28 protein-coding genes and 1 other RNA gene are annotated in these 25,610 nt (G+C 64.7%); 12 read left to right on the forward strand and 17 right to left on the reverse strand.

Features of this window, described 5'->3' with window-relative positions:
- Positions 1 to 335: 335 nt before the first annotated feature.
- On the forward strand, positions 336 to 3,089 hold the full coding sequence (locus EI545_RS16950; RefSeq protein WP_125326553.1) for an Rne/Rng family ribonuclease: 2,754 nt from the start codon (positions 336 to 338) through the stop codon (positions 3,087 to 3,089).
- Here EI545_RS16950 and EI545_RS16955 read toward each other — a convergent pair.
- The gene (locus tag EI545_RS16955) at positions 3,086 to 3,316 is read right to left on the reverse strand and encodes a sulfurtransferase TusA family protein (protein ID WP_125326554.1); all 231 of its coding nucleotides are present in this window, start codon (positions 3,314 to 3,316) and stop codon (positions 3,086 to 3,088) included. The genes EI545_RS16950 and EI545_RS16955 overlap by 4 nt on opposite strands.
- 122 nt (positions 3,317 to 3,438) lie before the next feature.
- Here EI545_RS16955 and EI545_RS16960 point away from each other — a divergent pair, with 122 nt between their 5' ends.
- From EI545_RS16960 to EI545_RS16970, 3 genes are all read left to right on the forward strand, one after another.
- Positions 3,439 to 4,197, forward strand: coding sequence for a cytochrome c biogenesis CcdA family protein (locus EI545_RS16960; RefSeq protein ID WP_125326555.1), 759 nt, complete (start codon positions 3,439 to 3,441; stop codon positions 4,195 to 4,197).
- A gap of 81 nt (positions 4,198 to 4,278) precedes the next feature.
- Entirely contained in the window at positions 4,279 to 5,526 is a 1,248-nt protein-coding gene (locus EI545_RS16965) for a hypothetical protein (RefSeq protein ID WP_125326556.1), read from the forward strand.
- Positions 5,523 to 6,857, forward strand: a complete 1,335-nt coding sequence (locus EI545_RS16970) for a cytochrome P450 (RefSeq protein ID WP_125326557.1) — start codon at positions 5,523 to 5,525, stop codon at positions 6,855 to 6,857. The genes EI545_RS16965 and EI545_RS16970 overlap by 4 nt, the downstream gene beginning before the upstream one ends.
- On the opposite strand, the gene EI545_RS16975 is transcribed toward EI545_RS16970, so the two are convergent.
- The 4 genes from EI545_RS16975 to EI545_RS16990 form a co-directional block, all read right to left on the reverse strand.
- Positions 6,854 to 8,371: a tripartite tricarboxylate transporter permease gene (locus EI545_RS16975; protein WP_125326558.1), complete on the reverse strand. Its 1,518-nt coding sequence runs from the start codon at positions 8,369 to 8,371 to the stop codon at positions 6,854 to 6,856. The genes EI545_RS16970 and EI545_RS16975 overlap by 4 nt on opposite strands.
- A 4-nt stretch (positions 8,372 to 8,375) precedes the next feature.
- Positions 8,376 to 8,864: a tripartite tricarboxylate transporter TctB family protein gene (locus EI545_RS16980; RefSeq protein WP_125326559.1), complete on the reverse strand. Its 489-nt coding sequence runs from the start codon at positions 8,862 to 8,864 to the stop codon at positions 8,376 to 8,378.
- Entirely contained in the window at positions 8,861 to 9,817 is a 957-nt protein-coding gene (locus tag EI545_RS16985) for a tripartite tricarboxylate transporter substrate binding protein (RefSeq protein ID WP_125326560.1), read from the reverse strand. The genes EI545_RS16980 and EI545_RS16985 overlap by 4 nt, the downstream gene beginning before the upstream one ends.
- A 128-nt stretch (positions 9,818 to 9,945) precedes the next feature.
- Positions 9,946 to 11,013 (reverse strand): ABC transporter substrate-binding protein, encoded by a 1,068-nt coding sequence (locus EI545_RS16990; RefSeq protein WP_125326561.1) that lies wholly within the window; start codon positions 11,011 to 11,013, stop codon positions 9,946 to 9,948.
- A gap of 200 nt (positions 11,014 to 11,213) precedes the next feature.
- Here EI545_RS16990 and EI545_RS16995 point away from each other — a divergent pair, with 200 nt between their 5' ends.
- Positions 11,214 to 11,891: a response regulator gene (locus EI545_RS16995; RefSeq protein WP_125326562.1), complete on the forward strand. Its 678-nt coding sequence runs from the start codon at positions 11,214 to 11,216 to the stop codon at positions 11,889 to 11,891.
- The gene (locus EI545_RS17000) at positions 11,888 to 13,276 is read left to right on the forward strand and encodes a sensor histidine kinase (RefSeq protein WP_125326563.1); all 1,389 of its coding nucleotides are present in this window, start codon (positions 11,888 to 11,890) and stop codon (positions 13,274 to 13,276) included. The genes EI545_RS16995 and EI545_RS17000 overlap by 4 nt, the downstream gene beginning before the upstream one ends.
- A gap of 33 nt (positions 13,277 to 13,309) precedes the next feature.
- Here EI545_RS17000 and purS read toward each other — a convergent pair whose 3' ends face one another.
- On the reverse strand, positions 13,310 to 13,549 hold the full coding sequence (gene purS, locus EI545_RS17005; protein WP_125326564.1) for a phosphoribosylformylglycinamidine synthase subunit PurS: 240 nt from the start codon (positions 13,547 to 13,549) through the stop codon (positions 13,310 to 13,312).
- Positions 13,550 to 13,595: 46 nt separating this feature from the next.
- Positions 13,596 to 14,348, reverse strand: coding sequence for a phosphoribosylaminoimidazolesuccinocarboxamide synthase (locus EI545_RS17010; RefSeq protein WP_125326565.1), 753 nt, complete (start codon positions 14,346 to 14,348; stop codon positions 13,596 to 13,598).
- 215 nt (positions 14,349 to 14,563) lie between these two features.
- On the opposite strand from EI545_RS17010, the gene EI545_RS17015 reads away from it, so the two are divergent.
- The 3 genes from EI545_RS17015 (at position 14,564) to bmt (ending at position 16,564) form a co-directional block, all read left to right on the forward strand.
- Positions 14,564 to 14,878, forward strand: coding sequence for a DUF1476 domain-containing protein (locus EI545_RS17015; RefSeq protein WP_125326566.1), 315 nt, complete (start codon positions 14,564 to 14,566; stop codon positions 14,876 to 14,878).
- A gap of 255 nt (positions 14,879 to 15,133) precedes the next feature.
- The gene (locus EI545_RS17020; protein WP_125326567.1) at positions 15,134 to 15,475 is read left to right on the forward strand and encodes a hypothetical protein; all 342 of its coding nucleotides are present in this window, start codon (positions 15,134 to 15,136) and stop codon (positions 15,473 to 15,475) included.
- Between the two features lie 75 nt (positions 15,476 to 15,550).
- Entirely contained in the window at positions 15,551 to 16,564 is a 1,014-nt protein-coding gene (bmt, locus tag EI545_RS17025; protein WP_125326568.1) for a betaine--homocysteine S-methyltransferase, read from the forward strand.
- A 108-nt stretch (positions 16,565 to 16,672) separates the two neighbouring features.
- Here the strand turns inward: bmt and EI545_RS17030 are convergent, their stop codons facing one another.
- Positions 16,673 to 17,761 carry a PA0069 family radical SAM protein gene (locus tag EI545_RS17030; RefSeq protein ID WP_164517396.1) on the reverse strand — a complete coding sequence of 363 codons (1,089 nt, stop codon included), beginning with the start codon at positions 17,759 to 17,761 and terminating at the stop codon, positions 16,673 to 16,675.
- A gap of 154 nt (positions 17,762 to 17,915) precedes the next feature.
- On the opposite strand from EI545_RS17030, the gene EI545_RS17035 reads away from it, so the two are divergent.
- The 3 genes from EI545_RS17035 (at position 17,916) to EI545_RS17040 (ending at position 19,519) form a co-directional block, all read left to right on the forward strand.
- A complete protein-coding gene (locus tag EI545_RS17035) occupies positions 17,916 to 18,614 on the forward strand; it encodes a corrinoid protein (RefSeq protein WP_125326570.1) in 699 nt (232 codons plus the stop codon).
- Between the two features lie 82 nt (positions 18,615 to 18,696).
- A complete protein-coding gene (locus EI545_RS21420; protein WP_164517331.1) occupies positions 18,697 to 18,855 on the forward strand; it encodes a hypothetical protein in 159 nt (52 codons plus the stop codon).
- Between the two features lie 16 nt (positions 18,856 to 18,871).
- Positions 18,872 to 19,519 (forward strand): DUF1638 domain-containing protein, encoded by a 648-nt coding sequence (locus EI545_RS17040; protein ID WP_125326571.1) that lies wholly within the window; start codon positions 18,872 to 18,874, stop codon positions 19,517 to 19,519.
- On the opposite strand, the gene EI545_RS17045 is transcribed toward EI545_RS17040, so the two are convergent.
- From EI545_RS17045 to EI545_RS17085, 9 genes are all read right to left on the reverse strand, one after another.
- A complete protein-coding gene (locus tag EI545_RS17045) occupies positions 19,474 to 19,722 on the reverse strand; it encodes a ribbon-helix-helix domain-containing protein (RefSeq protein WP_125326572.1) in 249 nt (82 codons plus the stop codon). The two genes, EI545_RS17040 and EI545_RS17045, sit on opposite strands and share 46 nt — an antisense overlap.
- A gap of 86 nt (positions 19,723 to 19,808) precedes the next feature.
- Positions 19,809 to 20,045, reverse strand: coding sequence for an N-(5'-phosphoribosyl)anthranilate isomerase (locus tag EI545_RS17050; RefSeq protein ID WP_125326573.1), 237 nt, complete (start codon positions 20,043 to 20,045; stop codon positions 19,809 to 19,811).
- A gap of 47 nt (positions 20,046 to 20,092) precedes the next feature.
- Positions 20,093 to 20,272: a DUF4169 family protein gene (locus tag EI545_RS17055; RefSeq protein WP_125326574.1), complete on the reverse strand. Its 180-nt coding sequence runs from the start codon at positions 20,270 to 20,272 to the stop codon at positions 20,093 to 20,095.
- 3 nt (positions 20,273 to 20,275) lie between these two features.
- Positions 20,276 to 21,670 carry a class II fumarate hydratase gene (gene fumC, locus EI545_RS17060; RefSeq protein ID WP_125326575.1) on the reverse strand — a complete coding sequence of 465 codons (1,395 nt, stop codon included), beginning with the start codon at positions 21,668 to 21,670 and terminating at the stop codon, positions 20,276 to 20,278.
- 89 nt (positions 21,671 to 21,759) lie between these two features.
- Positions 21,760 to 22,314 (reverse strand): class I SAM-dependent methyltransferase, encoded by a 555-nt coding sequence (locus EI545_RS17065; RefSeq protein WP_125326576.1) that lies wholly within the window; start codon positions 22,312 to 22,314, stop codon positions 21,760 to 21,762.
- A 3-nt stretch (positions 22,315 to 22,317) separates the two neighbouring features.
- A complete protein-coding gene (locus tag EI545_RS17070) occupies positions 22,318 to 22,773 on the reverse strand; it encodes an SspB family protein (RefSeq protein WP_125326577.1) in 456 nt (151 codons plus the stop codon).
- Between the two features lie 206 nt (positions 22,774 to 22,979).
- A complete protein-coding gene (locus EI545_RS17075; RefSeq protein WP_125326578.1) occupies positions 22,980 to 23,630 on the reverse strand; it encodes a DUF1194 domain-containing protein in 651 nt (216 codons plus the stop codon).
- Positions 23,631 to 23,679: 49 nt separating this feature from the next.
- Positions 23,680 to 24,036, reverse strand: a transfer-messenger RNA (tmRNA) gene (gene ssrA / locus EI545_RS17080).
- Positions 24,037 to 24,092: 56 nt separating this feature from the next.
- On the reverse strand, positions 24,093 to 25,253 hold the full coding sequence (locus tag EI545_RS17085; RefSeq protein ID WP_125326579.1) for a GNAT family N-acetyltransferase: 1,161 nt from the start codon (positions 25,251 to 25,253) through the stop codon (positions 24,093 to 24,095).
- Between the last annotated feature and the right edge of the window lie 357 nt (positions 25,254 to 25,610).

Consider the following 25,610-nt stretch of genomic DNA (forward strand, 5'->3'; position numbering starts at 1 on the left):
GGGGCTGTGCTTTCGCGCAGGAATTCTTTGCCGTGCAGGACTGGCACCCGATGCGTGCCGCCGACAGGGCAATCGGATCGGCCGCAAGGCTGTGGCATTTCCCGCTAAGTCATTGACGATGCGGGATTTAACAGGTGGATGGCCGAAGGGCTGTCCGAAGTGAAACGCGATGACGTGTGCGACATTGGCAAAGACTGGCGAGGGGTGCCCACCGGGCACGGCCCGCCGCTTTGAGTTGCGCAGGTTCGCCCGAACAAGCCGCCTTTTCCCTGTCAATCCGCCGCCCGGGCCATCCCCGGGCGGAGCTTTTGGCAGGCCGGGCGCATTGGAACATCATGGCCAAAAAGATGCTGATCGACGCCACCCATGCCGAGGAAACTCGGGTTGTGGTGGTGGATGGAAACAAGGTTGAAGAGTTCGACTTCGAGACCGTCAACAAACGCCAACTTGCCGGAAACATATACCTTGCCAAAGTAACCCGGGTGGAGCCTTCGCTTCAGGCGGCCTTTGTCGAATATGGCGGCAACCGGCACGGATTTCTGGCCTTTGCCGAAATTCACCCCGATTATTACCAGATCCCGGTCGCCGACCGTAAGGCGCTGATCGAGGAAGAGCGCCAGCTGGCGCGCGCCGAAGAGGAAGAAGACAACCGTCGGACCCGTCGCCGCCCCGCGCGGTCGCAAGAGCGGGCCGAAAAGGTCAAGACCTCGGATGCCGTCACAGAAGGCCCGACGGGCATGGACGTGGTCGATCTGGACGATGACGAGGGCGATGTGCCCGTTGTCGCTGCCGCCGCCGCGCCCGAAGCCGCGCCGAGCCATGACCATGATCACGATCATGCGCACGATCATGACCAGGACCGCAACGCCGCACCTTCTGAAGAAGCAAGCGAGGGCGAGCGTCCCTATCGCGCTATGGACCACGCCAGCGAGACGGATGACGAGATCGAATCCATCGCCGAAGAGGACGTGTCCGAAGAAATCGCCGCACCGCGCCGCACACCGCGCGCCCGGCGCTACAAGATTCAGGAAGTCGTCAAGGTCCGGCAGATCATGCTGGTGCAGGTCGTCAAGGAAGAACGCGGCAACAAGGGCGCTGCGCTGACCACCTATCTGTCGCTTGCCGGTCGCTACTGCGTTCTGATGCCGAACACCGCGCGGGGCGGCGGGATTTCCCGCAAGATCACGCAGGCGGCTGACCGGAAGAAGCTGAAAGAGATCGCGCAAGAGATCGAGGTGCCGGAAGGTGCCGGGCTGATCATCCGTACGGCGGGTGCCAAGCGGACCAAGCCCGAGATCAAGCGCGACTATGAATATCTGATGCGCCTTTGGGAACAGATCCGCGAGTTGACGCTGAAATCCATCGCGCCCGCCAAGATCTATGAGGAAGGCGACCTGATCAAACGGTCGATCCGCGATCTTTACAGCCGCGAGATTGACGAGGTGATCGTCGAAGGCGAGGGCGGCTATCGCACCGCCAAGGACTTCATGCGGATGATCATGCCAAGCCACGCCAAGCAGGTGGTGCGTCATGCCGACCCGGTGCCGTTGTTCGCGAAGTATCAGGTCGAAAGCTATCTGGGCGGGATGTTCAACCCGGTCGTCCAGCTGAAATCCGGTGGTTACATCGTGATTGGCGTGACCGAGGCGCTGGTGGCGATCGACGTGAACTCTGGCCGGGCCACGAAGGAAGGGTCGATTGAGGAAACCGCTCTCAAGACCAACCTTGAGGCGTCGGATGAGGTGGCACGGCAGTTGCGCTTGCGCGACCTTGCCGGGCTGATCGTCATCGACTTTATCGACATGGAAGAGCGCAAGAACAACGCTGCGGTCGAGAAGCGGTTGAAAGACAAGCTGAAAACCGACCGCGCGCGGATTCAGGTCGGCCGGATTTCCGGCTTTGGCCTGATGGAGATGAGCCGTCAGCGTTTGCGTCCGGGGATGCTGGAAAGCACCACGCAGCCTTGCCCGCATTGCCATGGCACGGGGTTGATCCGGTCTGACGACAGCATGGCGCTGCAGGTCCTGCGCGCGCTGGAGGAAGAAGGCACGCGGAAGCGGTCGAAAGAGGTGCTGCTGAAGGCGCCGATTGGCATCGTGAACTATCTGATCAACGGCAAGCGCGAACATATCGCGCTGATCGAGGCGCGCTATGGGATGAGCGTGCGGATCGAGGCGGACCCGATGCTGGTCAGCCCCGATTACAGCATTGAGAAGTTCAAAACGGCGCTGCGCGTTGTGCCGGAGACTCCGGTCATTTCCGGCCATGCCGGGCTGATGGGCGCGGCGGTGGACGAGGATGAGGATGAAGATCTGGTCGATGACCTGATCGAAGAGGAAGCGGCCGAGGGTGTCGAAGCAGCCGAGCCGGTGGCACGGGCTGCGGCGGCTGAGGGCGACAATGGTGCCCCCGGGAAGAAAAAGCGCCGTCGGCGTCGGCGTCGGCGCGGCGGCGCGCGGGATGGCGAGGCCGTGGCGAACGGTGCCGCGGGCGAGGATGACGGCGACGAGGACGGCGAAGGCGATGGCGACGGTGACGAGGCTGTCGTGACGGCCGAGCCGGTCGCTGAGGGTGAGGACAAGGCTGGGCCACGCAAGCGGACCCGCAAGCCGCGTGCCCGGAAGGGTGATGCTGCGCGCGTGGTTGAAGCGGCGCCTGAGGGTGTGGTGGAAACGGTGGCGGAGGCGGAGTCTGCGCCGGCTGAGGCGGCGGCGGTTGAGGCTGCTCCGGCAAAGCCTGCGGCGCGCAAGCGTGCGCCTCGTGGGAAGGCTGCTGTTACTGAAGCTGCACCTGAACCGGTTGCGGAAGCTGTGGCCGAACCTGTCGCGGAGGCTCCTGCCCCTGAGGCCGCTCCGGCCAAGCCTGCGCGTAGCCGGGCGCCACGGGCCAAGGCGGCCGAGAAGGCGCCTGCCAAGGCGGTCGCGGAGCCAGTGGCTGAAGCGGTTGTTGAACCCGCCCCGGCCCTTGCCCCCGATCCGGGGATGGAGCCGACGGTCGAGACCGTCGTGGCCGATCCTGCCGAAGGGGCGGCGGTCGCTGATGATCCGGCCAAGCCCAAGCGCAAGGGCTGGTGGTCGCTGGGGCGCTAAGCCCTGCGGATCAGGTGGAGGGTGACGGCACCCTCTGCCCGCGCGCCGAGGTAGGCATGGCCCGCCTCGGCGCAGAAATGCGGTAGGTCGATCAGCGCCATCGCATCGGTGGCCCGGATGCACAGCACCGTCCCGGGTGCCAGCGACAGCAGGCGTTTGCGCGCGCGTAGCACCGGCAGGGGGCACAGGAGCCCCTCGCAATCCACCATGTCATCCCAGTCGGCCATAGGGGCCATGTAGCGGCATGGGCGGTTGCGGGCAAGGTTACAGGCTGGCCACGGTGATGTGACGGGCTGTCTGGGTGACGCGGGGATGGAAAGCCGCTATCTGAGGCTGAAGGGGGCCCCGCATGTTCGGAATCGAGATCATCGACGCTGCCTTGCTGCCCGCGATGGCTGTCTCGCTGCTGGCGGGTGTCCTGTCGTTCCTTTCACCTTGCGTTTTGCCGATCGTGCCGCCCTATCTGGCCTATATGGGCGGGATTTCGATGGGTGAGATGACGGCCGGTGGTCAGGCGCGGCGTCGGGTGATCCTGCCGGCGCTGTTCTTTGTCATGGGGCTTTCGACGATCTTCCTGCTTCTGGGCTTTACCGCCTCGGCCTTCGGAAGTTTCGTCTTGCAGAACCAACTGCTACTGGCGCGGATTTCCGGGATCATCATCATCATCTTCGGGCTGCATTTTGTGGGTGTCTTCCGCATCGGCATTCTGGACCGGGAAATGCGGATGGATGCGGGCGACCGGGGTGGGTCGGCGATGGGGGCCTATGTGCTGGGGCTGGCTTTCGCCTTTGGGTGGACGCCCTGCATCGGCCCGCAGCTGGGCGCGATCCTGAGCCTTGCGGCGCAGGAGGGCAGCACCCAGCGCGGGACGTTGCTGCTGGGCGTCTATGCGCTGGGGCTTGGCCTGCCGTTCCTGCTGGCTGCGATCTTTGTGGAACGGTCGATGACGCTGATGACTCGGCTGAAGCGGCACATGCGGGTGATCGAAAAGGTGATGGGCGCGCTTCTTCTGGTTGTTGGCCTTGCGTTGGTGACCGGGGCGTTTACCGATTTCAGCTATTGGATGCTGGAAACCTACGAGGTGTTGGGGTTGCCACTGCCGGGCTGATTGGCCAAAGCCTTTCTTCCGCCACACCAGTCGCTAAGCTGAGGCGGTCAGACTTGCAGGATGCGCGTGGCCAAGACCGACATGACCGACACCACGGAAACCGTCCTGGCGGCAAGCGCAGGTCCGGCAGCGGTGTTCCGGCGCAAGGTCCTGTATATCCCGGGATATGACCCCTTTCCCCCCCGCCGCTACCGCGAGCTTTACCGGAGCGAAGGGGCGTCGCAGGCGGCGATCAGCGGCTATGACCTGACGCTGCGCCCCAATCCCAAGGGCAAGGCTGGCCCTTATGGCTGGAGCGTCGTGTCCTTGATGAACCAGCCCACAGAGGCCGAGGTTGAGGTTCTGGTCTGGTCCGATCTGGTGCGGCAGTCGATGACGCAGGGCATTGTCGGGACCTATTGGCTTTTGGCCCGGACGGCTTGGCTTTATGGCGCATCTGGCGCGCTTGGGCGGCTGATCCGTCTGCGCAAGGGGCCGATGATTGCGGCGCTGTATCCGGCGGTTCTGCTGGTGGCGCAGGGGCTGGTGGCGCTTGGCCTTGGGCTGCTGGCGCTGTGGTTGGCGGCGGCGTTGCCCTTGGGGCTGAAATGGCTTTTGGCCTTCGCCACAGTCTGGGGGGCGCTGCTGGTGTTTCGGCGTCTGGATCGTCGGCTGTTCGTCTACTACCTGATGCATGACTATGCCTATACCGCCAGCGAAGGCGGGGCCTATCCGGCTGCGCTTGAGGCGCGTCTGGCCGCGTTTCGGGGCCGTGTCCGGGCCGCGCTGGACAGCGGGGTGGATGAGGTGCTGGTGGTCGGCCATTCCTCGGGCGTGCATCTGGCCGTCACGGTGCTGGCTGATCTGATCCGCGAGGGGGTGCCGCAGAGTCGCCCGGCGCTGGGGTTCCTGTCGCTGGGGCAGGTGGTGCCGATGGCATCCTTCCTGCCGGGGGCGGGGCGGTTGCGGGGCGATCTGGCCTATCTTTCCGCGCGGCCGGAACTGACCTGGGTCGATGTGACCGCACCTGGCGATGGCTGCAGCTTTGCGCTGTGCGATCCGGTGGCGGTCAGCGGTGTAGCGCCTGAGGGGCAGCTTTGGCCGCTGGTCATCTCGGCCGCGTTTTCCCAGACGTTGACACCTGAACGCTGGAAGGCGCTGCGCTGGCGGTTCTTCCGGCTGCACTTTCAGTATCTCTGCGCCTTTGACAACCTGCCCGGGCGGGAAGCCGATTATGACTATTTCCGCATCACTGCGGGTCCGATGACACTGGCCCGGCGGTTTCGGGGGCGGCAACCGTCAGCCAGCCGGATCACCGTTGCGGTCAACCCGCATCGGGGCGTGGCATGACCCCGCCCAAGCCCGAGCCCCGGGCAGACCGGGTGTCGTTGCTGGCCTATCTGCGGCTGTTTCGGCGGGACATCCTGTCGGCGCAGCCGGCGCGGCTTTATCGCGCGTGGATGGCCGAGTTCCGGACGCCGTTCTTTCGCAGCTATCTGTGCAACGACCCGGCGCTGGTGCGGCGGGTGCTGGATGAACGGCCTGCCGATTTCCCCAAATCCCGGCGGGTAACCGAGGGGCTTTTGCCGCTGCTTGGCCGGTCGGTCTTTGTGACCAATGGCGAGGAATGGCTGCATCAGCGGCGGATCATCGACCCGGCCTTTGAGGGCGGGCGGCTGAAAGAGGCGTTTCCGGCAATCTGGGCAGCGGGTGAGGCGGCCGTGGCGCGGATGGTGCCCGGTGAGGTGGAGGTTGAGCTGGCCGCCAGCCATGCGGCGGCGGATGTGATCTTTCGCACGCTCTTTTCCCTGCCCATCGAGGATCGGGTGGCGCAGGCGGTGTTTCAGGAATTCCGCGCCTATCAACGGTCAGCTCCGATCCTGAACCTTGCGGCCTTCCTGCCCTTGCCCGGGTGGATGCCCCGCTTTCACCGCCGGGCGACGCTGCGGTCGGCGCGGGTGATCCGGGGGTTGATCTCCGGCCTGACGGCAGACCGGGCGGCGGCGATTGCGGCGGGGCGGGCGCCGATGGATCTGGCGACGAAGATCATGACGACGCCCGACCCGGTGACGGGTGTGCCGTTCGGCACCGAGGAGATGGTCGATCAGGTGGCGATCTTCTTTCTGGCGGGGCATGAGACCAGTGCCTCGGCGTTAGGTTGGGCGTTATACCTGCTGGCGACGCACCCCGAGGTGCAGGAGCGGGTGGCGGCGGAGGTGGCGGGCTTGCGGCCAGAGTTCGGGACGATGGGGGGATTGCGCTTTGCCCGGGATGTGTTCCGCGAGGCGCTGCGGCTGTATCCGCCGGTGCCGATGATGGTGCGGGAAAACCGGAAGGATGAGGAATTTCGCGGACGGCAAGTCAAGCCCGGCGCGCAGGTGGTGATCAGCCCCTGGCATCTGCACCGGCATGAGCGGATCTGGGATCGACCCGACGAGTTTGACCCCGACCGCTGGGCGGGCGAGGGGCGTGAAGCGGCGCGGGACGGCTATCTGCCGTTTTCCAGCGGGCCGAGGGTCTGCCCGGGCGCGGGGTTCGCGATGCTGGAGGGCACGCTTTTGCTGGCGCATCTGGTGCGGGCGTTCCGGTTTCAGGCGGTGGCGGGCAAGGTGCCCGTCCCGGTCGCGCATCTGACGGTGCGCGCACGGGACGGGATCTGGTTGCGCGTCGAACGGCGTTAGTCGCTGTCGCCGGCGATCTGGGCCAGCACTTGCCCTTTGCCGCGCAGGCGCAGGATCATTGGCACGATCAGCGCGAGGGCAGCGATGGCCAGAAGGGTCGCCGCGAGCGGGGTGGAGACGAGCGTGGTCCAATCGCCCTGCGCGATGGCAAGCGCGCGGCGGAGTTGCTGTTCGGCCATGGGGCCAAGGATCAGGCCCACGACAACCGGCGCGATGGGATAGCCGAACAGGCGCAGGCCATAGCCGAGGAAGCCGAAGAGCAGCAGCATGGAAAGCTCCACCGGCGAGGGGTTGACGCCGATGGTGCCAAGCGTGGCGAAGAGGAGGATCCCGGCATAGAGCCAAGGGCGCGGGATGCGCAGCAGCATCACCCAGAAGCGGATCAGCGGCAGGTTCAGGACCAGCAGCATCACGTTGGCGATCAGAAGGCTGGCGATCAGGCCCCAGACCAGCTGCGGGGCGGTGGCGAACAGAAGCGGGCCCGGTTGCAGGCCGAATTGCTGGAAGCCTGCCAGCATGATCGCGGCGGTGGCGGTCGTCGGCAGGCCGAGTGTCAGGAGGGGCACCAGCGTGCCTGCGGCGGCGGCGTTGTTCGCGGCCTCGGGTCCCGCGACGCCTTCGATGGCGCCGTGGCCGAACTCCTCGGGGTGTTTCGACATGCGCTTTTCGGTGCCGTAGGACAGGAAGCTGGCGATGTCGGCCCCGCCTGCGGGCATGGCCCCGATGGGAAAGCCGATGGCCGACCCGCGCAGCCATGCGGGCCATGACCGTTTCCAGTCAGCAGCGGTCATGCGGACCGAGCCCTTGATCGCCTCGACCTTGTCATTCAGGCCATGGGTCTGGGCGGCGACAAACAGGCATTCCCCCAGCGCGAACATGGCGACGGCGAGGGTGGTCACCTCGATCCCATCCAGAAGTTGCGGCACGCCAAAGGACATGCGGGCCTGGCCTGTAAGACTGTCGATGCCGATGGTGGCAAGGCCAAGGCCGATGAATAGCGACGTAAGGCCCTTGAGCGTGGATTCGCCAAAGGCGGCAGCAACGGTCACGAAGGCCAGCATCATCAAGGCGAAGTATTCGCGCGGGCCGAAGACCAGCGCCAGTTTGACGATGTGGGGGGCAAGGAAGGCGAGCGCCAACGTGGCCAGAAGGCCCGCGACGAAGGACCCGATGGCGGCCGTGGCAAGCGCCGGGCCGCCGCGCCCGGCCTTGGCCATGCGGTTGCCTTCCAGCGCGGTGACGATGGACGCGCTTTCCCCGGGGGTGTTCAGAAGGATCGACGTGGTCGAGCCGCCATACATCCCGCCGTAATAAATGCCCGCGAACATGATGAGCGACCCTGCCGGGTCCAGCCCATAGGTGACGGGCAAGAGCAGCGCCACGGTCAGGGCGGGGCCGATGCCGGGCAACACGCCGACAGCGGTGCCAAGGGTCACGCCGATCAGGGCGTACAGCAGGATCATCGGCTCCATCGCCGTGCCAAGGCCTTGGAGAAGGAAGTCGAAGGTGCTCATCGGGTCAGCCCCCGTAGATCAGGGTTTCAAGCGGGCCGCCGGGCAGGTTCAACTGCAGGATGCCATCGAAAACGCCGTAGATGCCAAAGGCGAAGGCCACGCCCACGGGCAAGGTCAGCAAGAGGTTGCGCTTGCCAAAGGCGGCGGCGGTTGCAGCGAAAAGGATGCCCGTGGCCAGCGAAAAGCCGACGACATTCAGCAGGGCGATCTGCAGGACAAGCCCGCCACCGATCAGCAGAAGTGGCACCGGGTTCTGGCGCGGCACCTCGGCCAGCCGGCCCCGGAAGGCCCCGACGCCAGTGGCCGCAGAAAGGGCAAGGAGGGCCCAGCCCACGATCTTTGGCATGGCGGCCGGGCCGATGCCCGCATATCCGCCCTTGTCGGGGATCGTGCTGGCATCCCAGAGAAGGACCGCGCCGAACGCGGCCAGAAGGGCTGCGATGAAGAACGCAGCCCCATCGGGGCTGCGTCCGGTTCCGGGTTGACCGGTCATTGCACCAGACCGATGTCCTTGAGGATGGTGGTCGTGGCTTCGATTTCCTTGGCAAGCTGTGCCTCGAACTCGGGGCCGGCAAGGTAGGTGTCGGCCCAGTTCTTCGCCTCAAGCTGTGCCTTCCAGCCCGCCGATTTCGCCAGAGTGTCGATGTCAGCGAGGACGGCAGCCTTCTGTTCGTCCGACAGGCCCGGTGCGGCGGCGATCATGCGCCAGTTCTGCACGTTCACGTCATAGCCCGATTCCATCAGCGTCGGCGCATCGGTGCCGGGCCAGCGGGTATCGGTCGACACGGCGAGGATGCGCATGGTGCCTGCCTCGACCTGCGGGAGGAATTCGCCCACGCCGGAAATGCCCGCGGTGACCTGATTGCCAAGGATCGCGGCAAGCGCTTCGCCACCGCCCGAGAAGGCGACGTAGTTGATCTTGGTCGGGTCGATCCCGGCGGCCTTGGCCAGAAGGCCCACGGTGATGTGGTCAACCCCACCGGCCGAGCCGCCAGCCCAGGACACGGCACCCGGATCGGCCTTCATCATCTCGACCAGATCCTGAATGGTCTGGAGTTCGGAGCCCGCGGGGACGGCGATGGCAACGGCTTCGCCGGTCAGGCGGGCAATCGGGGTGACATCGGCCAGCGACACGGGCGAGGCGTTGGTCAGGATCGCGCCGACCATGACGTAGCCGCCGACGATCAGCTGCGACGGGTCGCCTGCGGCCGAGGACGCGAATTGCGCCAGACCCACGGTGCCGCCCGCGCCCGGGACGTTCTGGACCTGGACGTTGCCCGAGATGCCTTCGGCGACCAGGACTTCCTGGATCGTCCGCGCGGTCGAATCCCAGCCGCCGCCGGGGGCAGCGGGGGCCATGATGATGTAATCTTCGGCAAAGGCGCCAGTGGCCGATACGGTGGCGGCGGCAACGGCAAATACCGCTCCGAGAAGGGCGTGTTTCATTGTGGTCTCCTCCCATGGCACGCAGATGTGCCGATCTTTTGCGGGCGACGCCTCCTCGCGCCGGTCCCATTGTTGGATTGCATCACAGAAACCTGTCAGGAAGCTGACAAGGATGCAACAGATGTGGACTAGGGTGCCGCGCCGCTGGCCAATGCCGCTTCCCAGCGGGCGATCAGCTTGGCGCGCTTGGACTGGTCAAGATAGGCCAGCAGGCCGGGGCTGACCGGCACCGGGCGCAGCTGGTCGCCCAAGGCTGCCTCCATCGCGCGGGCGGTGTTCTGGCCCGACACCTCCAGCGACACGGCGGCAAGGCGCAGGCGGTCGGCCATGATGGTCTGGCCTTCGCGCCCCATGAGAAAGGCAAGGAACGTGCTGCCAAGGTCGGGCCGCGCGGCGGCGCGGGGCACAAGGCCCACACGGCTGACGACCACGGTGAAATCCTTGAGGAGAAGGACGCCAAGGTCAGGCTCGGTCCGCGCGCGGGCGTCGGCGTAGGAGCCAAGGATGTTGTAGCCAAGCGCCAGCCGCCCATCGGCCACGCGGTCGATGATGGCCTGACTGGTGGGAAAGGTCTGCAGGCCGGCCCGGCCCATGGCGGCGACAAGCGACCAGATGTCGGCGAAATGTTCGGCATCGCGGGCGAGGTAGAGGTAACCCACGGCCGAGCGGGCCACGTCATAGGTGCCGATGCGGCCCTGGGCTGCGGGTGTCTGGGCCCAGGCGATCATCTCGAGCCGCGACTGGGGCGGGCCGTCGGGGAAGGACGGCTTGTGCCAGACCAGAACCCCGGGTTCATAGGTCAGGGCAAAGGCCATGTCGCGCCAGTTGGCCCAATCGGGCCAGGCGGCGGCCTGTGGCACGGTGACGGGCTGGGCATAGCCGTCATTGGCGAGTTTCACCTGCAGGTCCATGCCCGAGGAAAAGGCGAAATCGGCGGTTGGGCCGCCGCTATCGGTTTCACTGATGATGCGGGCGGCGATTTCGGCGGCCAGAAGGTCTTCGTAGACCACAGTAACGCCGGGATGCGCGACCTGGAACGCGGTGATGAGGGGGGCGGCAAGCGGCTGGTCAAGGGTGGAGTAGATGCTGAGGCTGGCCGTCTCGCCCCCGGGCGCGGGAAAGCGCGCCACCTCGGCCTTGGCGGGGGCGAAGGCGGGGTTGGCAAGCGTGAGCATCAGGAAAAGGGCGCGCCACATCGGGATAGCCTGCCCCAACTGGGCTTGCCCCTCAAGCGTTCGCACCGCGCAGTCGGTGGTGGCGCCGGAATTTTCCAAAATTCCGGTGCGGAGCCTTTGAAGGCTCCGGTCCGATTTCTTTGAAGAAATCGGTGGTAGGCGGTCCGCCTTGGCGCTTTCCCGGGCCGGGTGGCTGCTTTAGGCTGGCGAAAGGGGGCCACATGCGTCTGCTGCTTGTCGAGGATGATCTGCCGCTGGCCGAGGCGCTGACCACGCTTCTGGCGGGGTCGGGGCATGCGGTGGACTGTGTCAACGACGGGCTGGCCGCCGAGGCGCTGCTGATTGCCGAACAGTTCGAGCTGGTGATCCTTGATCTGAACCTGCCGGGGCTGGACGGGTTAAGCCTCTTGCGCCGCATCCGCGCGCGCACCCCGTCGCCCGCCGTGATGATCCTGACGGCACGGGGATCGGCGGAAGAGCGGGTGCGGGGGCTGGACCTTGGGGCCGACGACTACATGTCGAAACCCTTCGATGTGCGCGAGTTCGAGGCGCGGGTGCGGTCGCTGCTCCGGCGGCAGGCGGGGTTGCGGTCTTCGGTCGTGCGGCTGGGCGGGCTGACGCTGGACCTAACGACGCGGCAGTTCCGGGCTGAGGAGGTTGATCTGGACCTGCCACCCCGGGAGCGTGCGCTGCTGGAGCTGTTCTTCCTGCGGGCGGGCAAGGTTGTCACCAAAGAGGCCATCGTGCAGTCGCTGACGTCGCTTGACGATCTGTTGTCGGACAATGCGATTGAACAATACGTCTCGCGGCTGCGGCGGCGGATCGCGCCCTATGACCTGAGTTTGCGGACAGCGCGGGGGCTGGGATATCTGCTGGAAAAGCCGGTGGAGCCGGGATGAGCGGTTATTCCCTGCGGCGCAGGCTACTGCTGGGTTTGACGCTGGCGGCGGCGCTGATCGGTGTGGTGGCACTGGCCGACACCTGGCGCGAGGCGGTGCGGACATCGCAAGGCCTGTCGGACCGCGTGCTGGAGGGGTCTGCGCTGGCCATTGCCGAGCGGGTGACGGTGGACGAAGGCGGCGGGCTTGAGGCCGACATTCCCTTTGCCGCGCTGGAAATGCTGGCCTCGGCGGCGGAAGATCAGGTGTTCTACCGGGTGGATGCCCCGGCCGGGCAGTTCCTGACGGGGTATGAGGCGCTGGCGGTGCTGGATCCCGGCGAAGCGGGCATCGCCTTTGCCGACGGGTTGTTCGGGGAAGTGCCGATCCGCAGCGCCACGCTGGAGCGCGAGATTTCGACCGGGGCGACGTCGCTGGCCTTCACGGTGACGGTGGCGGAATCGACGCTGGCCCGCAGTGCGCTGGCGCGGCAGATCCTGATCCGGTCGGCGCTGCGGATTCTGGTGTTGATCGGCTGCATCATGGGAATCGTCTGGGCGGCAGTGACGCTGGCCTTTCGCCCGCTGGACCGGCTTGGCGCGGCGATTGCTGAACGCACGCCCGATGACCTGCGCCCGTTGCAGGCCCGGGTGCCGCTTGAGGCGGCCCCCTTGGCCGGGGCGATCAACAGCTTCATGGCGCGGCTGGAAGGCGCGGTGGCGGCGCTGCGGCATTTTACCGGGAACGCCAGCCACCAGTTGCGCACGCCGCTGGCGACGCTGCGCACGCAGCTGGCACTGGCCCGCCGCGCCGAGGGGCGGGATCAGGCGGCCGCGGCACTAGACAAGGCCGACGCGGCGCTGGTGCGGGCAGAAAGGGTGCTGGCGCAGTTGCTGGCGCTGGCGCGGGTGGACGCGGCGGCCACGGGGCTTTCGCTGGTGCCGGTCGATCTGGCCGCCCTTGCGCGCGACCTGACGGGTGAGGCTCTGCCACAGGCGGCAGATGCGGGGATTGACCTTGGCTATGACGGTGCCAGCCATGCCTGGGCGCTGGCCGAGCCGGTCCTGACGGCAGAACTGTTGCGCAACCTTCTGGACAATGCGCTGCGCTATGCCGGGCGGGGCGCGGTCGTGACAGTGCGGGTCCGCGACGATGTCAGTGCCGTGCAGCTGGAGGTCGAGGATGATGGCCCCGGTCTTGCGGCCGAGAGGCTGGCCGCTGTCCAGTCGGAAGGTCAGCCGTTGCGCATGGCTGCGGCACCCGCGCCTTTGGGGGGGTCAGGGCTGGGGCTGGCGATCGTGGCCGAGATTGCGGAACTGTTCGGGGCCAGTTGCGCCTTTGACCAGGGCGCGGGTGGGCGCGGGCTGAAGGTCAGCTGTGTTTTTCAGCGGCGGGAGCCAAGGTAGGGCGGTACCAAGGCCTTGCCTGGCTGGCCGGGACTACAGAACTTCGACCCGGTAGCTTTCGATCACGGTGTTGGCGAGCAGCTTGTCGCACATCGCCTTGACCTCGGCCTCGGCCTTGGCGGGGTCGGCCTCGGCCAGATCAAGCTCGATCACCTTGCCCTGCCGCACGCCGTTCACGCCCTGAAACCCAAGGGACCCAAGCGCATGGCGCACGGCTTCGCCTTGCGGATCAAGGACGCCGGATTTCAGCATGACAGTAACGCGGGCTTTCATCAGGGGCCTCCGGAATGGCCAGGATTTTTCTGCGAAAAATCCGGGGTCAGTTGATCAGGGTGGGTTTGGTCGTATGGGTCACGTTCGACGGCATCACGCCCAGACGGCGGGCGAGTTCGGAATAGACGTCGGTCATCGGCTGCGGGTCGGGCAGGGTGCCATCGGGACGTTCTGGCAGGCGCATGTCCCACAGGCGGCAGCTGTCGGGGCTGATCTCATCCGCCACGATCAGGCGCATGTAGTCGCCATCCCAGACGCGGCCCACCTCGATCTTGAAATCGGCCAGCCGGATGCCGACGCCCATCATCACGCCGCTGAGGAAATCGTTCACCCGCAGGGCAAGGGCGATGATGTCGTCAAGGTCCTGCTGGTTGGCCCAGCCGAAGGCGACGATGTGCTCTTCGGCCACGAGGGGGGCGTTCAGGCGTTCGTCCTTGTAGTAGTATTCGACGATCGGGCGGGGCAGTTGCGTGCCCTCGGGTATTCCCAGCCGCGCGGTCATCGGGCCGGCGGAAAAGTTGCGCACCACAACTTCCAGCGGGATGATTTCGGCCATGCGGACCAGTTGTTCGCGCATGTTGATGCGGCGAATGAAATGCGTCGGCACGCCGATCTGGTTGAGACCGGTCATGAAGAATTCCGACAGGCGGTTGTTGAGAACGCCCTTGCCTTCCAGCGTGGCGGGGGCCGCGACGGTGGGCGCGCTGTCATCCTTGAAATACTGGATCAGCGTGCCGGGTTCGGGGCCTTCGTAGAGGATCTTCGCCTTGCCTTCGTAGACCTTCTTGCGCCGTGCCATGCGTGCTCCGATGACGGGTCCCGGGCGGGACGCGCGCGTCCTGCGGGGTGTTCCCTTGGCCTATAGTCCAAGGGTCGCGCGGTCGCAAGGCGCGTGAGGGTGCGGGGAGAGGGGCGGGTTGTCCGCGGGGGCTTGCAGCACGGCAAGGGGAGGGGCATATGAAAGGTGACCGTGAACCCATGCCTGAACCTGCGCATGACCTTAGGGGGCCCCTGATGACCACTTTCGACGACCGCGAGAACGCCTTTGAAAACAAGTTCGCCCATGACAGCGAAATGCAGTTCCGGGCCGAGGCGCGGCGCAACAAGCTGACCGGGCTTTGGGCGGCGGGCCTGATGGGCAAATCCGGGGACGATGCCACCGCCTATGCGATGGAAGTGGTCAGCGCCGATTTCGAAGAGGCCGGGATCGAGGATGTGGTCCGCAAGCTGGTCGCCGATCTGGCCGGCAAGGCCAGTGCCGAGGAAATCCGCGCCAAGATGGCTGAGCTTCTGCCGGTAGCCAAAGCGCAATTGATGTCCGAGATCTGATCGTTGCACGGAGCCGCAGGTAGGTTCATCCCGCCTGCGGCCTGATCCGGCTTTGGGCCTTGAACCGGCCCAGGGCCCAACCGATCTGTTGAGCAACCGACACGTCGCAAAGGCTTGCAGCCATGGTGCTGTCTTGGGCCTTGGGTCGCTTCAGGCCAATGTCTGAACATTTTTCACAACGGATGGAATAAAGCCGGTCGGGCCCCGTTCTTCAGACTGTTGCGCTTGTTCGCATGCTGCCCGAAGGAGAACAGGATGCTCATTACCCCGGCTAAGTCATTCGACCGGACCGTCACCCCCTTTCCTGTGACGGTGAAAACCATGCAGTTCGGCGACGTGCTTGCCCTTGGCGACGATCTTGCGGATGTCGATCTTCTGGTCATCCCGCTGATTGGCGAGAGTTTTGATGCGTTTGACCTGCTGCATCAGCTTGGGGCGACGGTTTTCATGGGGCGGGTCCGGGTTGTGTCCGAGCGGCTGCCCGACCGCGCGATGGTGCTTGGCGAACTGCGGGCTGTGGCCGATCCGCTTGGCCTGACCGTGGATCTGATCGACTGCGCCCAGCCGCATCTGGTTGAGGCGCACCACATGACGTGATGCGGAATATGAATTTGCCTCTCTCAGCCGGGCATGGCAGAGGAGGGGGAACCTTGGTTGAAAGGAACCCCGACGATGACCGATGCGCTGACCCGGATGCTTGCCTCGCGCGATTGGCTGATGGCCGATGGGGCCACGGGGACCAACCTGTTCAACATGGGGCTGGAATCGGGTGAGCCGCCGGAGTTCTGGAACACCGACCGGCCCGACAACATCCGCGCGCTGTACCGTGGCGCGGTTGAGGCGGGGTCGGACATTTTCCTGACCAACACCTTTGGCGGCAACGCCAGCCGGTTGAAGCTGCATCAGGCCGAGGGCCGGGTGCGCGAGCTGAACCGGATCGGCGCGGCGCTGGGGCGCGAGATTGCCGATGCGGCGGGGCGTCCGGTCGTGGTGGCGGGGTCGGTCGGCCCCACGGGTGAGATTTTTGAGCCGATGGGCACCCTGACCCACGCCATTGCGGTCGAGATGTTCCACGAACAGGCCGAGGGTCTGAAGGAGGGCGGGGCCGACGTTCTGTGGGTCGAGACGATCAGCGCCTTCGAGGAATACCGCGCCGCGGCTGAGGCAGCCGCCTTGGCCGGCATGCCCTGGTGCGGCACGATGAGCTTTGACACGGCCGGCCGCACGATGATGGGCGTCACCTCAGCCGCGATGGCCGAGATGGTGGAAAAGCTGCCGAATCCGCCGATTGCGTTCGGGGCGAATTGCGGGGTCGGTGCCTCCGACCTGATGCGCACGGTCCTTGGCTTTGCCGCCACCGGGACGGCGCGGCCGCTGATCGCCAAGGGCAATGCGGGCATCCCGAAATATCATGACGGTCACATCCACTATGACGGCACGCCGGAATTGATGGCGGAATATGCCGTTCTGGCGCGTGACGCCGGGGTGCGGATCATCGGCGGCTGCTGCGGCACGATGCCGGACCATCTGCGCGCCATGCGTGCGGCGCTGGAAAGCCGCCCCAAGGGACCGCGTCCGACGCTGGAGGACATCACCTCCCAGCTTGGCGGGTTCTCCTCGGCCTCGGACGGGACCGGGGATACCTCGGGTGAGCCAAAGCGCGAGCGGCGCGGACGTCGGGGCTAGCGTTTGCGGCTCAGGTTGGGGCGGGGGCGCCGGAGTTTTTGAAAACTCCGGACCGGAGCCTTCGAAGGCTCCGGCACGATTTCTTTGAAGAAATCGGGGTCTTGGCGTCTAGAACAGGGTCAGCTGGTCCCCCGCCTTTGGTGGTGCGACGAAAAGATCGGACCGCAGCGGTGGCAAGCCGCTGCCCAGACCCAGCCGTTTGCGCGACACATCGGCGCGGCGGTGAATGAGATCGGCCCACAGGCCTTGTCCCGTCATGCGTTTGCCAAACTCCGGGTCATAATCGCGGCCACCGTGCAGTTCGCGCACCCGGCCCATCACCCGGGCGGCGCGGTCCGGAAAGGTTGCTTCGATCCACTGTCGGAACAGTTCCGCCACCTCAAGTGGCAGGCGCAGGGGGATGGAGTTGGCGTAAGTCGCCCCCGCCTCGGCCCCCGCGGCCATCACCGCCTCAAGCTCGTGGTCCGTCAGGGCCGGGATCAGGGGCGACACCTGCACCCGCACCGGGATCCCAGCCGATGCCAGCGCCCGGATCATCTGCAACCGCCGCTTGGGCGAGGGCGCGCGGGGTTCCATCTTCCGGGCAAGGGTTTCGTCCAGCGTCGTGACGGAAACTGATACGGCGGCCAGCCCGTCGGCGGCCATCGCGGCTATCAGGTCGATGTCGCGTTCGATGGTCGTGCCGCGGGTGGTGATCCAGACGGGATGGCGAAAGGCCGACAACACCTCCAGCACTTGCCGCATGATGCCATGGTCACGGTCGATGGGTTGGTACGGGTCGGTGTTGGTGCCGATGGCGATGGGTGCCACCTTGTAGGCGCGACGGCGCAACTCGGCGTCCAGAACGTCGGCGATGCCGGGCCGGGCGATCAGGCGCGTTTCGAAATCCAGGCCCGGCGACAGGTTCAGGAAGGCATGGCTGGGACGGGCGTAGCAATAGATGCACCCGTGTTCGCAGCCGCGATAGGGATTGATCGACCGGTCAAACGGCAGGTCAGGCGACCGGTTGTAGGTTATGGCCGATCTGGGGCGTTCCAGCCGAACCTCGGTTCGGACCAGACGCGCCTCTTCCTCAATCTCCCAGCCGTCGTGATGCGCCGCCAGCGTCTGGCGTTCGAACCGGCCTCTACGGTTGCTGTCTGCCCCGCGCCCGCGCAGGCGCTGACCGGGCAGGATGCTGTCATCGGTCGTCATCAGGCAATTCTAGAACAAGACGGGAACATTGGCCACAACTTTCCCACCGGCGACTGCTTTCTGTCGGCTTTCATCCGGTGTATGTCGCTTGCCGAATAGTGGTCAGGTCGCTTTGCGACCATGCACCATGACAGACCCTTCCGCTTGGAGCGCCCCGATGGCCGACGAAGAAGAAATCATCCTGTCCGAGCTTTCGGATGACGAGCTTGTTCTGCAGATGCATGACGACCTCTACGATGGTCTGAAGGAAGAGATCGAGGAAGGCGTCAACATCCTGATCGCCCGCGGCTGGACGCCCTATGACGTCCTGACCAAGGCGCTGGTGGCGGGGATGACCATCGTCGGTGCCGACTTCCGCGATGGCATCCTGTTCGTGCCCGAGGTTCTGCTGGCCGCGAACGCGATGAAGGCGGGGATGTTCATCCTGAAGCCGCTGCTGGTGGAAACCGGCGCGCCGCGGATGGGCAAGATGGTGATCGGCACGGTCAAAGGCGATATCCACGACATCGGCAAGAACCTTGTCGCGATGATGATGGAAGGCGCAGGGTTCGAAGTGCTTGACCTTGGGATCAACAACTCGGTCGAGAAATACCTTGAGGCGCTGGAGCGGGAACAGCCCGATATCCTTGGGATGTCGGCCCTGCTGACCACGACGATGCCCTACATGAAGGTCGTGATCGACACGATGAAGGAAAAGGGCATGCGCGAGGATTACATCGTGCTGGTCGGTGGCGCCCCGCTGAACGAGGAATTCGGCCGCGCCATCGGTGCCGACGCCTATTGCCGCGATGCCGCGGTGGCGGTGGAAACGGCCAAGCAGTTCGTTGCGCGCAAGCACAACCAGCTGAGCGCTTAAGGCGGCTGCACGGCTCTGTGATCCGTGGCGGGCTTGCGAAAGCCGCATTCGGGGCGCAGATTGAAGATCGGGGGGGCACAATATGCCACTGACGCATTTTCTCGGCCTGATCGCCTTGGTCATCCTGTCGGCTGGACTGACAATCATCCTGGCCCTGTGGTCCGGCGTGCCGCTGGCCGCTGTCGCCTTTGCCGCGCTGTCGGCCAGCCTGATTCTGGCGTGGTCGCGCGTCGGCAGGTAGGGGCCATCTCGGACCAATGGAGGCGAGGTTGGACGATATCTCCCTCAGCGAAGCGGGCCTTGCTCCGGCGCGGACGGGGCGGGTGCTGCTGATCGCCTGCGGCGCACTGGCGCATGAGATCCTTGCGCTGAAGGCGGCGAATGGCTGGAGCCACCTTGACCTGCAATGCCTGCCGGCAAAACTGCATCTTTGGCCGGACCGGATCATCCCGGCTGTCGAGGCAGCGGTGGCCGAGGCGCGTGGGCAGTACGCCGAGATCTTCGTTGTCTATGCAGATTGCGGGACTGGCGGGCGATTGTTCGAAAAGTGCAAGGAACTGGGCGTTCAGATGGTTGAAGGCCCGCATTGTTATTCGTTTTTTGAAGGCAACGCGACGTTTGCGGCCAAGGCCGACACCGAATTCACGGCCTTTTACCTGACGGATTTCCTTGTCCGGCAGTTCGATGCCTTCGTCTGGAAGCCGATGGGTCTGGACCGGCATCCGGAATTGCGGGACATGTATTTCGGCAACTACACCAAGCTGGTATATCAGGCACAGGTCAATGACCCGGTGCTTGACGCCAAAGCGCAGGACTGCGCGGCGCGGTTGGGACTGGCCTATGAACGGCGGTACACGGGCTATGGCGATCTGGCAGTGACGCTTGCCGACGTCGCAGACCGGTAGTGGTCAAGCACGAACAACCGGATCGCTGAGGCAAGGCCCTCATCCCCTGACCGGGCATCGTCGATGTCGGCTGCAAGCTGGTTCAGCGGCACTTGCCGTAGGGCGGCAATCTCGCGGAACGCATCCCAGAACGGGGCCTCCAGCGAGACGCTGGTGCGGTGGCCATGCAGGGTGAGCGAGCGCTTGATCGGGCGGGTGGACATGCGCCAAGCCATAGCGCAACGGTCGGCCTTGGACAAAATCCTTCGAAGGATTTTGCAAATCTTTTCGAAAAGATTTGCGCCAGGTGTCAGCCGCGCGTCAGCAGATAGACCGGCTCGCGATTGCAGAAGACGATGAATTGACCTGCGTTTTCCACAACTCTGAAGCCTCGGCGATGAACTTCCTGAAGAAACCTGTCTCTGCCGATCAGACGTTCAACATCGACCACCTTTCGCCGCACTGTCCCGCCTTCAGCGGCGCTTCTGGCCGAAAAGAGATGCGTGATCCAGCGATCTGGTGAAATCGAGTCTGGCAGATCCTTCATGGCGCACCCCCTGCGCCAAAGCCTGCCATTACAGGGTAAACTATTGATTAATCCGTCTCACGCCGATGCGCATCCAGATGGGCGGCGGCCTTTTCGGCCCGCGCCTTTTCCAGCTCCCGCTCGCCCTTCGTGCGCCCGAATTTGGCGGCGTTGGCATCAGCCGCACTGCGGGCGGCCTTGCGGGCCGCCTGCTTTTTCGCCTGCCGCAGGTTGACAATCTCGGCCAAGGCTTAGCCTTTCGGGCCGATCATGTCTTCGGGGCGCACCACGCGGTCGAAGGTTTCGCCGTCAACATAGCCCAGAGCGATCGCCTCTTCCCGCAAGGTGGTGCCGTTCTTGTGCGCGGTCTTGGCCACCTTGGTCGCCGCATCATAGCCGATGGTTGGCGCAAGGGCTGTCACCAGCATCAGCGATTCCTTCATCAGCTTGTCGATCCGCGCCACATTGGCCTGTGTGCCCGCCACCATGTTGTCGGTGAAGGACCCCGCCGCGTCGCCCAGTAGCTGCATGGATTGCAACACGTTGTAGGACATCATCGGGTTGTAGACGTTCAGCTCGAAATGGCCCTGGCTTCCTGCAAAACCCACTGCGGCATCGTTGCCCATGACCTGGGCGCAGACCATGGTCAGCGCCTCGGCCTGGGTGGGGTTGACCTTGCCCGGCATGATGCTGGACCCAGGCTCGTTCTCGGGCAGGATCAACTCACCCAGGCCAGAGCGGGGGCCGGAGCCAAGAAGCCGCAGGTCGTTGGCGATCTTGAAAAGGCTGGCGGCCACCGTTTTCAGCGCGCCTGAGAACATGACCATCGCGTCATGCGCGGCCAGCGCCTCGAACTTGTTCGGGGCGGTGATGAAGGGCAGGCGGGTGATCTTTGCAATCTCGGCCGCGACGCGGGTATCCCAACCGACGCGGGTGTTGAGGCCGGTGCCGACCGCCGTGCCGCCCTGCGCCAGTTCATAGATGTCAGGCAGGCACATCTTGACCCGGGCAATGCCCTTGTCGACCTGCGTGGCGTAGCCCGAGAATTCCTGGCCCAGCGTCAGGGGCGTTGCATCCTGAGTATGGGTGCGACCAATCTTGATGATGTCCTTGAATTCGTTCGACTTCGCCCAGAGCGCGGCGGACAGCTTTTCCAGCCCTGGCAGCAGCACGTCACGCGCCATCATGCCGATGGCGACATGCATCGCCGTGGGGAAAGTGTCGTTTGACGATTGCCCCATGTTCACATGGTCGTTTGGGTGGACGGGCTTTTTCGACCCCATCACCCCGCCCAGCATTTCAATCGCGCGGTTCGAGATCACCTCGTTCGCGTTCATGTTGGATTGCGTGCCCGACCCGGTCTGCCAGACCACCAGCGGGAAGTTGTCGTCGAACTTGCCGTCGATCACTTCGGTCGCGGCCGCTGCAATCGCCTGGCCCAGATCTTCCGAGATGTCGCCTTGCGCGATGTTCACCAGCGCGCAGGCCTTCTTGATGACCCCCAGTGCACGGATGATCGCAACGGGCTGGCGTTCCCAGCCGATGGGGAAGTTGATGATCGACCGCTGGGTCTGGGCGCCCCAATACTTGTCGGCGGGAACCTCCAGTGGGCCAAAGCTGTCGGTCTCGGTGCGGGTCGCGGTCATCTGGGTCTCCTCGCTGCGTCCGCTGCCCCTTAGCGCCGTGGGCGTGCAAAATCAATTGGCATGCCGTCGCATACCGAAATCTGCAGGCGTCACGCGCGGTAGAACCGGTAGACCCGGGCGGGCGGCAGGTTCAGCCAGACCTTGGTGCCCGATTCGAACCGCAGGCCCAGCCGTTCCACGCTGTCCGGTGGAAGCGGCGGCTTTGGCCCGTAGGTGAACTGGATGAAGGGCGCGCCGGGGGCCAGAATGCGGAATGCGGCGTCCACGATGGCTTCGCGCACGGCGGGGGGCATCGACAGAAGCGGCAGGCCTGACACGACAGCGCCAACCCCGGACGCAACCACGTCGTCGGCCCGGTCGGCCCCAAGATGGTGCACGGCAACGCCGGGGAAATGCTGCCGCAAGTGGCGGACGAAATCGTTGTCCAGCTCGAAAAGGTCAAGATGCCGGGCGGGAACCCCGGCCTTGAGAATGGCGCGCGTCAGACGGCCGGTGCCGGGTCCGAACTCGACCACCCGACCGGTCTTAGGCCCCAGCCCTTCGGCCATCGCCCGCGCCAGATAGCGCGATGAGGGCGCAAGCGCCGAGATCTGTTTGGGGTTTTGCAGCAATCTGCGGCGGAACAGCGCCAGATCTTCGCTCAACGGTCAGCCCTTGCGGAACTGGTCAAGCGACACAACTTCCGCGTCATGGCGAGTAGGCTCTTCCTCAACTTCGATGTCGTCTTCTTCGTCATCGTTTTCATCCGAAGATTGCGTTTCGAATCGCAAGCCAAACTCTACCGACGGGTCGACGAAGGTACGGACCGCGTCGAAGGGGATGATCATCGGCTCCGGATTGTTTCCGAAATTCAAGGTAACAGTGAAGAATTCATCGTTCACAGTCAGGTTTTCAAACCAGTGCTGAATAACGACGGTCATTTCAGTGGGATAGCGGTCGCGTAGCCAGTCAGCAAGCTCCACGCCCGGATAGGTTGTGTCGAAGGTGATGAAGAAGTGGTGCGCCCCGGGCAGGCCGTTTTCAGCCACATCGGCAAGAACGGACTGAATCAGCCCGCGCATCGCCTGATGCATGAGGTTGCCATAGTCGATGGTGCGCGCCATCCGGATGCCCTTTCATGACTGCGGCTACAATAAGGGATTTGAGGGCCAAGGGAAGGGGCGGTGGGCGAAAACGCCGATGCCCGCTGTAGAAGGACCCAAAGCAAAGGGTGCCTTGTCAGAAGATGGGCAACGACTGGGGTGTGTGCGAAAGCGCCTGCTCCGATAGCCGCCGGGTGGCGTGACAGGAAGGTGTTTGCCCGAACCGGTCAGCCGATGGTCGTGACCAGCTCGCGCAACAACTTCAACCGCAGGGTTTCGGCATAGTCGCGCAGCCCGCGTGCCGTCACCACGAACCCGCCCGGGCTGATGATCCAGTTGCGATAGTAGTTGGTGATGGGAAAGGCCGGCCCCGGTTCTTCGATCGCGATTGCGTTGATCATGACGCCGGCTGCCACCGCTTCGGACCGGGCGCGGGCGTCGGTGAAGCCCGCATTTTCCTGACCGTCACCAGAGACATCAATCACCTGCCGGGTGCAATCGGGGACGGCGGCGAACTGCGACAGCGCAAAGCGCAGGCCTTCGCCCACTGCCGTGTCCGACCCCTTGAAGGCGCGGGGCATGGCGGCTGCGCGGCTGGCAAAGCTGGTCACGGCCCCGGGGGTCAGCATCCTTTGCCAGGGCAGGGCCAGGTCTTGCTGGGCCGTGCCAGACCATTGCACGACGGCAAGGGCCACCTGGCCCCGGACCAATGCCTCGGCCACCTCGGGGTCGGACAGGGCTGCGGACAGGCCTTCGGTCTGCAGCCGGTAGTCGGCGCTGTCGATGGAGCCTGAGACGTCAATCGAAAGCAACAGTGCCGTTTCACAGGCCATGGCTGGCCAGGCGGTCAGGCAGACAAGGGTGAGGGGGCGCAGCATCGGCCCACGATGGGGTCGCTGGCCGAGTCTGGCAAGGGGAAGGGGGGAAGGTGCAGGTTTCTGTTGCCAGGTACCTGCGAACCCCGCCCTACGCGGCTAAGCGCAGGGGCTTAAGTTTCGATACCTCGAACTGCTTACGCAGCCAGAGCCATCGGAGCACGGTTGTCATTGGCAACTGTACTTGCGGACCGATAACGGTGGTACCTCACCGAGCGAAAGCTGGCCTCTTTGGTCGTTCGTCGATCCTATTTCGGCCCCACACGCCCGCAATGAACGGGGGTTTTGGTGGAGCCGCCGGGTACCGCCCCCGGGTCCGAGCCGATTATTACAGGTGCGTTTATCGCCATAGTCGAGGTTGCCCCCGACAAGCGTCAATATAGGGGCAGGGGGTGGGGGGCGCAAGGTGGCATTCCCGGACGGGAATGGCCGCGCGCTGCGGGACCGTGCTGCCGTGGCACCCGGTCAGTCGCCGTATTTGCGCAACCGGCGCTTGATCCGGTCCCGAAACGCACCTGTGCCAATCACCGCCGCAGCAAGGTTTTTCGCCCCCGTCAACGCATTTTGCCCTGCCAGCAGCAGGCCGGCGCGCGGCCGGATTGCATTCACGATATAGTAGGAATTGCAGGTCAGCCGCCGGTTGCCAAAGCGCGACTTGAAGCCGATCTCATCGCCGCCGGTGCCGAAGTCGAAAGTCCGGCAGGCGGTGTTGGTGATCAGGTCCTGGAGTGCGCGCATCAGGATCACCGTCCCGACCGAATTCTTGGCGAAGGCAGGATCGAAGCCGGGGGTTTCGTAGTTGTAAATCTGCCCTTCGACCGTGCCGCGCAGGAACGCCCTTGGGACCCCGTCGAGGGAGAGCAGATAGCATCTTAGTCGCCCCTGATCGGCCAGATCGCGGAAGCGCGCCCGGGTTTCGGCATTGTCGTTCAGCTGCTGACCCACGTTCCACTGGTAGGTCAACCGGCTGATCTTTTCGCCTTCCGCGAGGAAGCGGTCGACATCCTGAGGCAAGGTGAAGGTCTCGAACTGAAGGTCGAAGTCCTTTTCAAGGCTGCGCATCTTGCGCCGGGTCGATTGCCGGGTGGATGTGCTTAGCCCGGCGAGATAGGCGTCAAACGTTTCAGGAAAGTCGATCAGCCAGCGGATGCTGTCCTTGCGGCCAAGCCGCAATTTCCGCGCGGGCCAAGCAAGCGCATCAAGCGCCCCCCGCAGGGCCGAGTTTTCCGGGATCTCGCCAAGGTCGATCAGATCGACATGTTCCTTTTGCATCACATGGCGCAGCAGGTATGCGATGTCGCTTGGCGCATGGCTTTCCGAAAGCCACGGATTGGCCAGACGAAGCGCCATGGTCGGCAGTCTTCCCAAACTGCGTTCCCCGACTGTGAACGTGTGCAGGTGGGTTTCACGCGTGAAGGGCAGCACAAGGTCTGGCTTGGCCGCTTTCGTCAGGACCGCGATCCGTCGTTGGACCCCGCTGGGGGAAGCGCCGGGCGACACATAGTCCCTGTATTCGCCGCCGAGGAACTCTGCTGTTTCCTGCGCCGCGGCCCAGGTTTCGGCCAGTGCTGGGACATCCTCGGGACACTGATAAACGATTGGGACAGCGCCTGCAGGTACCTTCATGCGGCTGCCCCCGGATGCAGGGATTGCCGGCTGCCAAGCCCACAGGCACAAGAAGCCCGCCAGATCATGTGCGTCCAGACGATGCTGGATCTGCGGGCCCCTTCAGATAACTGGAATTCACGACAAGAGTTCAAAGGGTTTGACCGGAATGTAAGGTTTTGAAGAACTCAAGTGAAACGAACCTCCCGACCGTGGGCGCTTGCAAAAGTGAACATCACCAGTTTTCAACGGCACGGCTTGATATTCAATCTTTTTAATACCGTGGTGTGCAGCACGGCGCCAACCTTGACCTCTGCGCAGGGCTTCGCACTGGAAGCGACCAGCCCTTACAGCACCCGGAAGCCATGCTGCTGGCCT

The sequence above is a fragment of the Tabrizicola piscis genome (assembly GCF_003940805.1).
Classification (GTDB): Bacteria; Pseudomonadota; Alphaproteobacteria; order Rhodobacterales; family Rhodobacteraceae; genus Tabrizicola; species Tabrizicola piscis.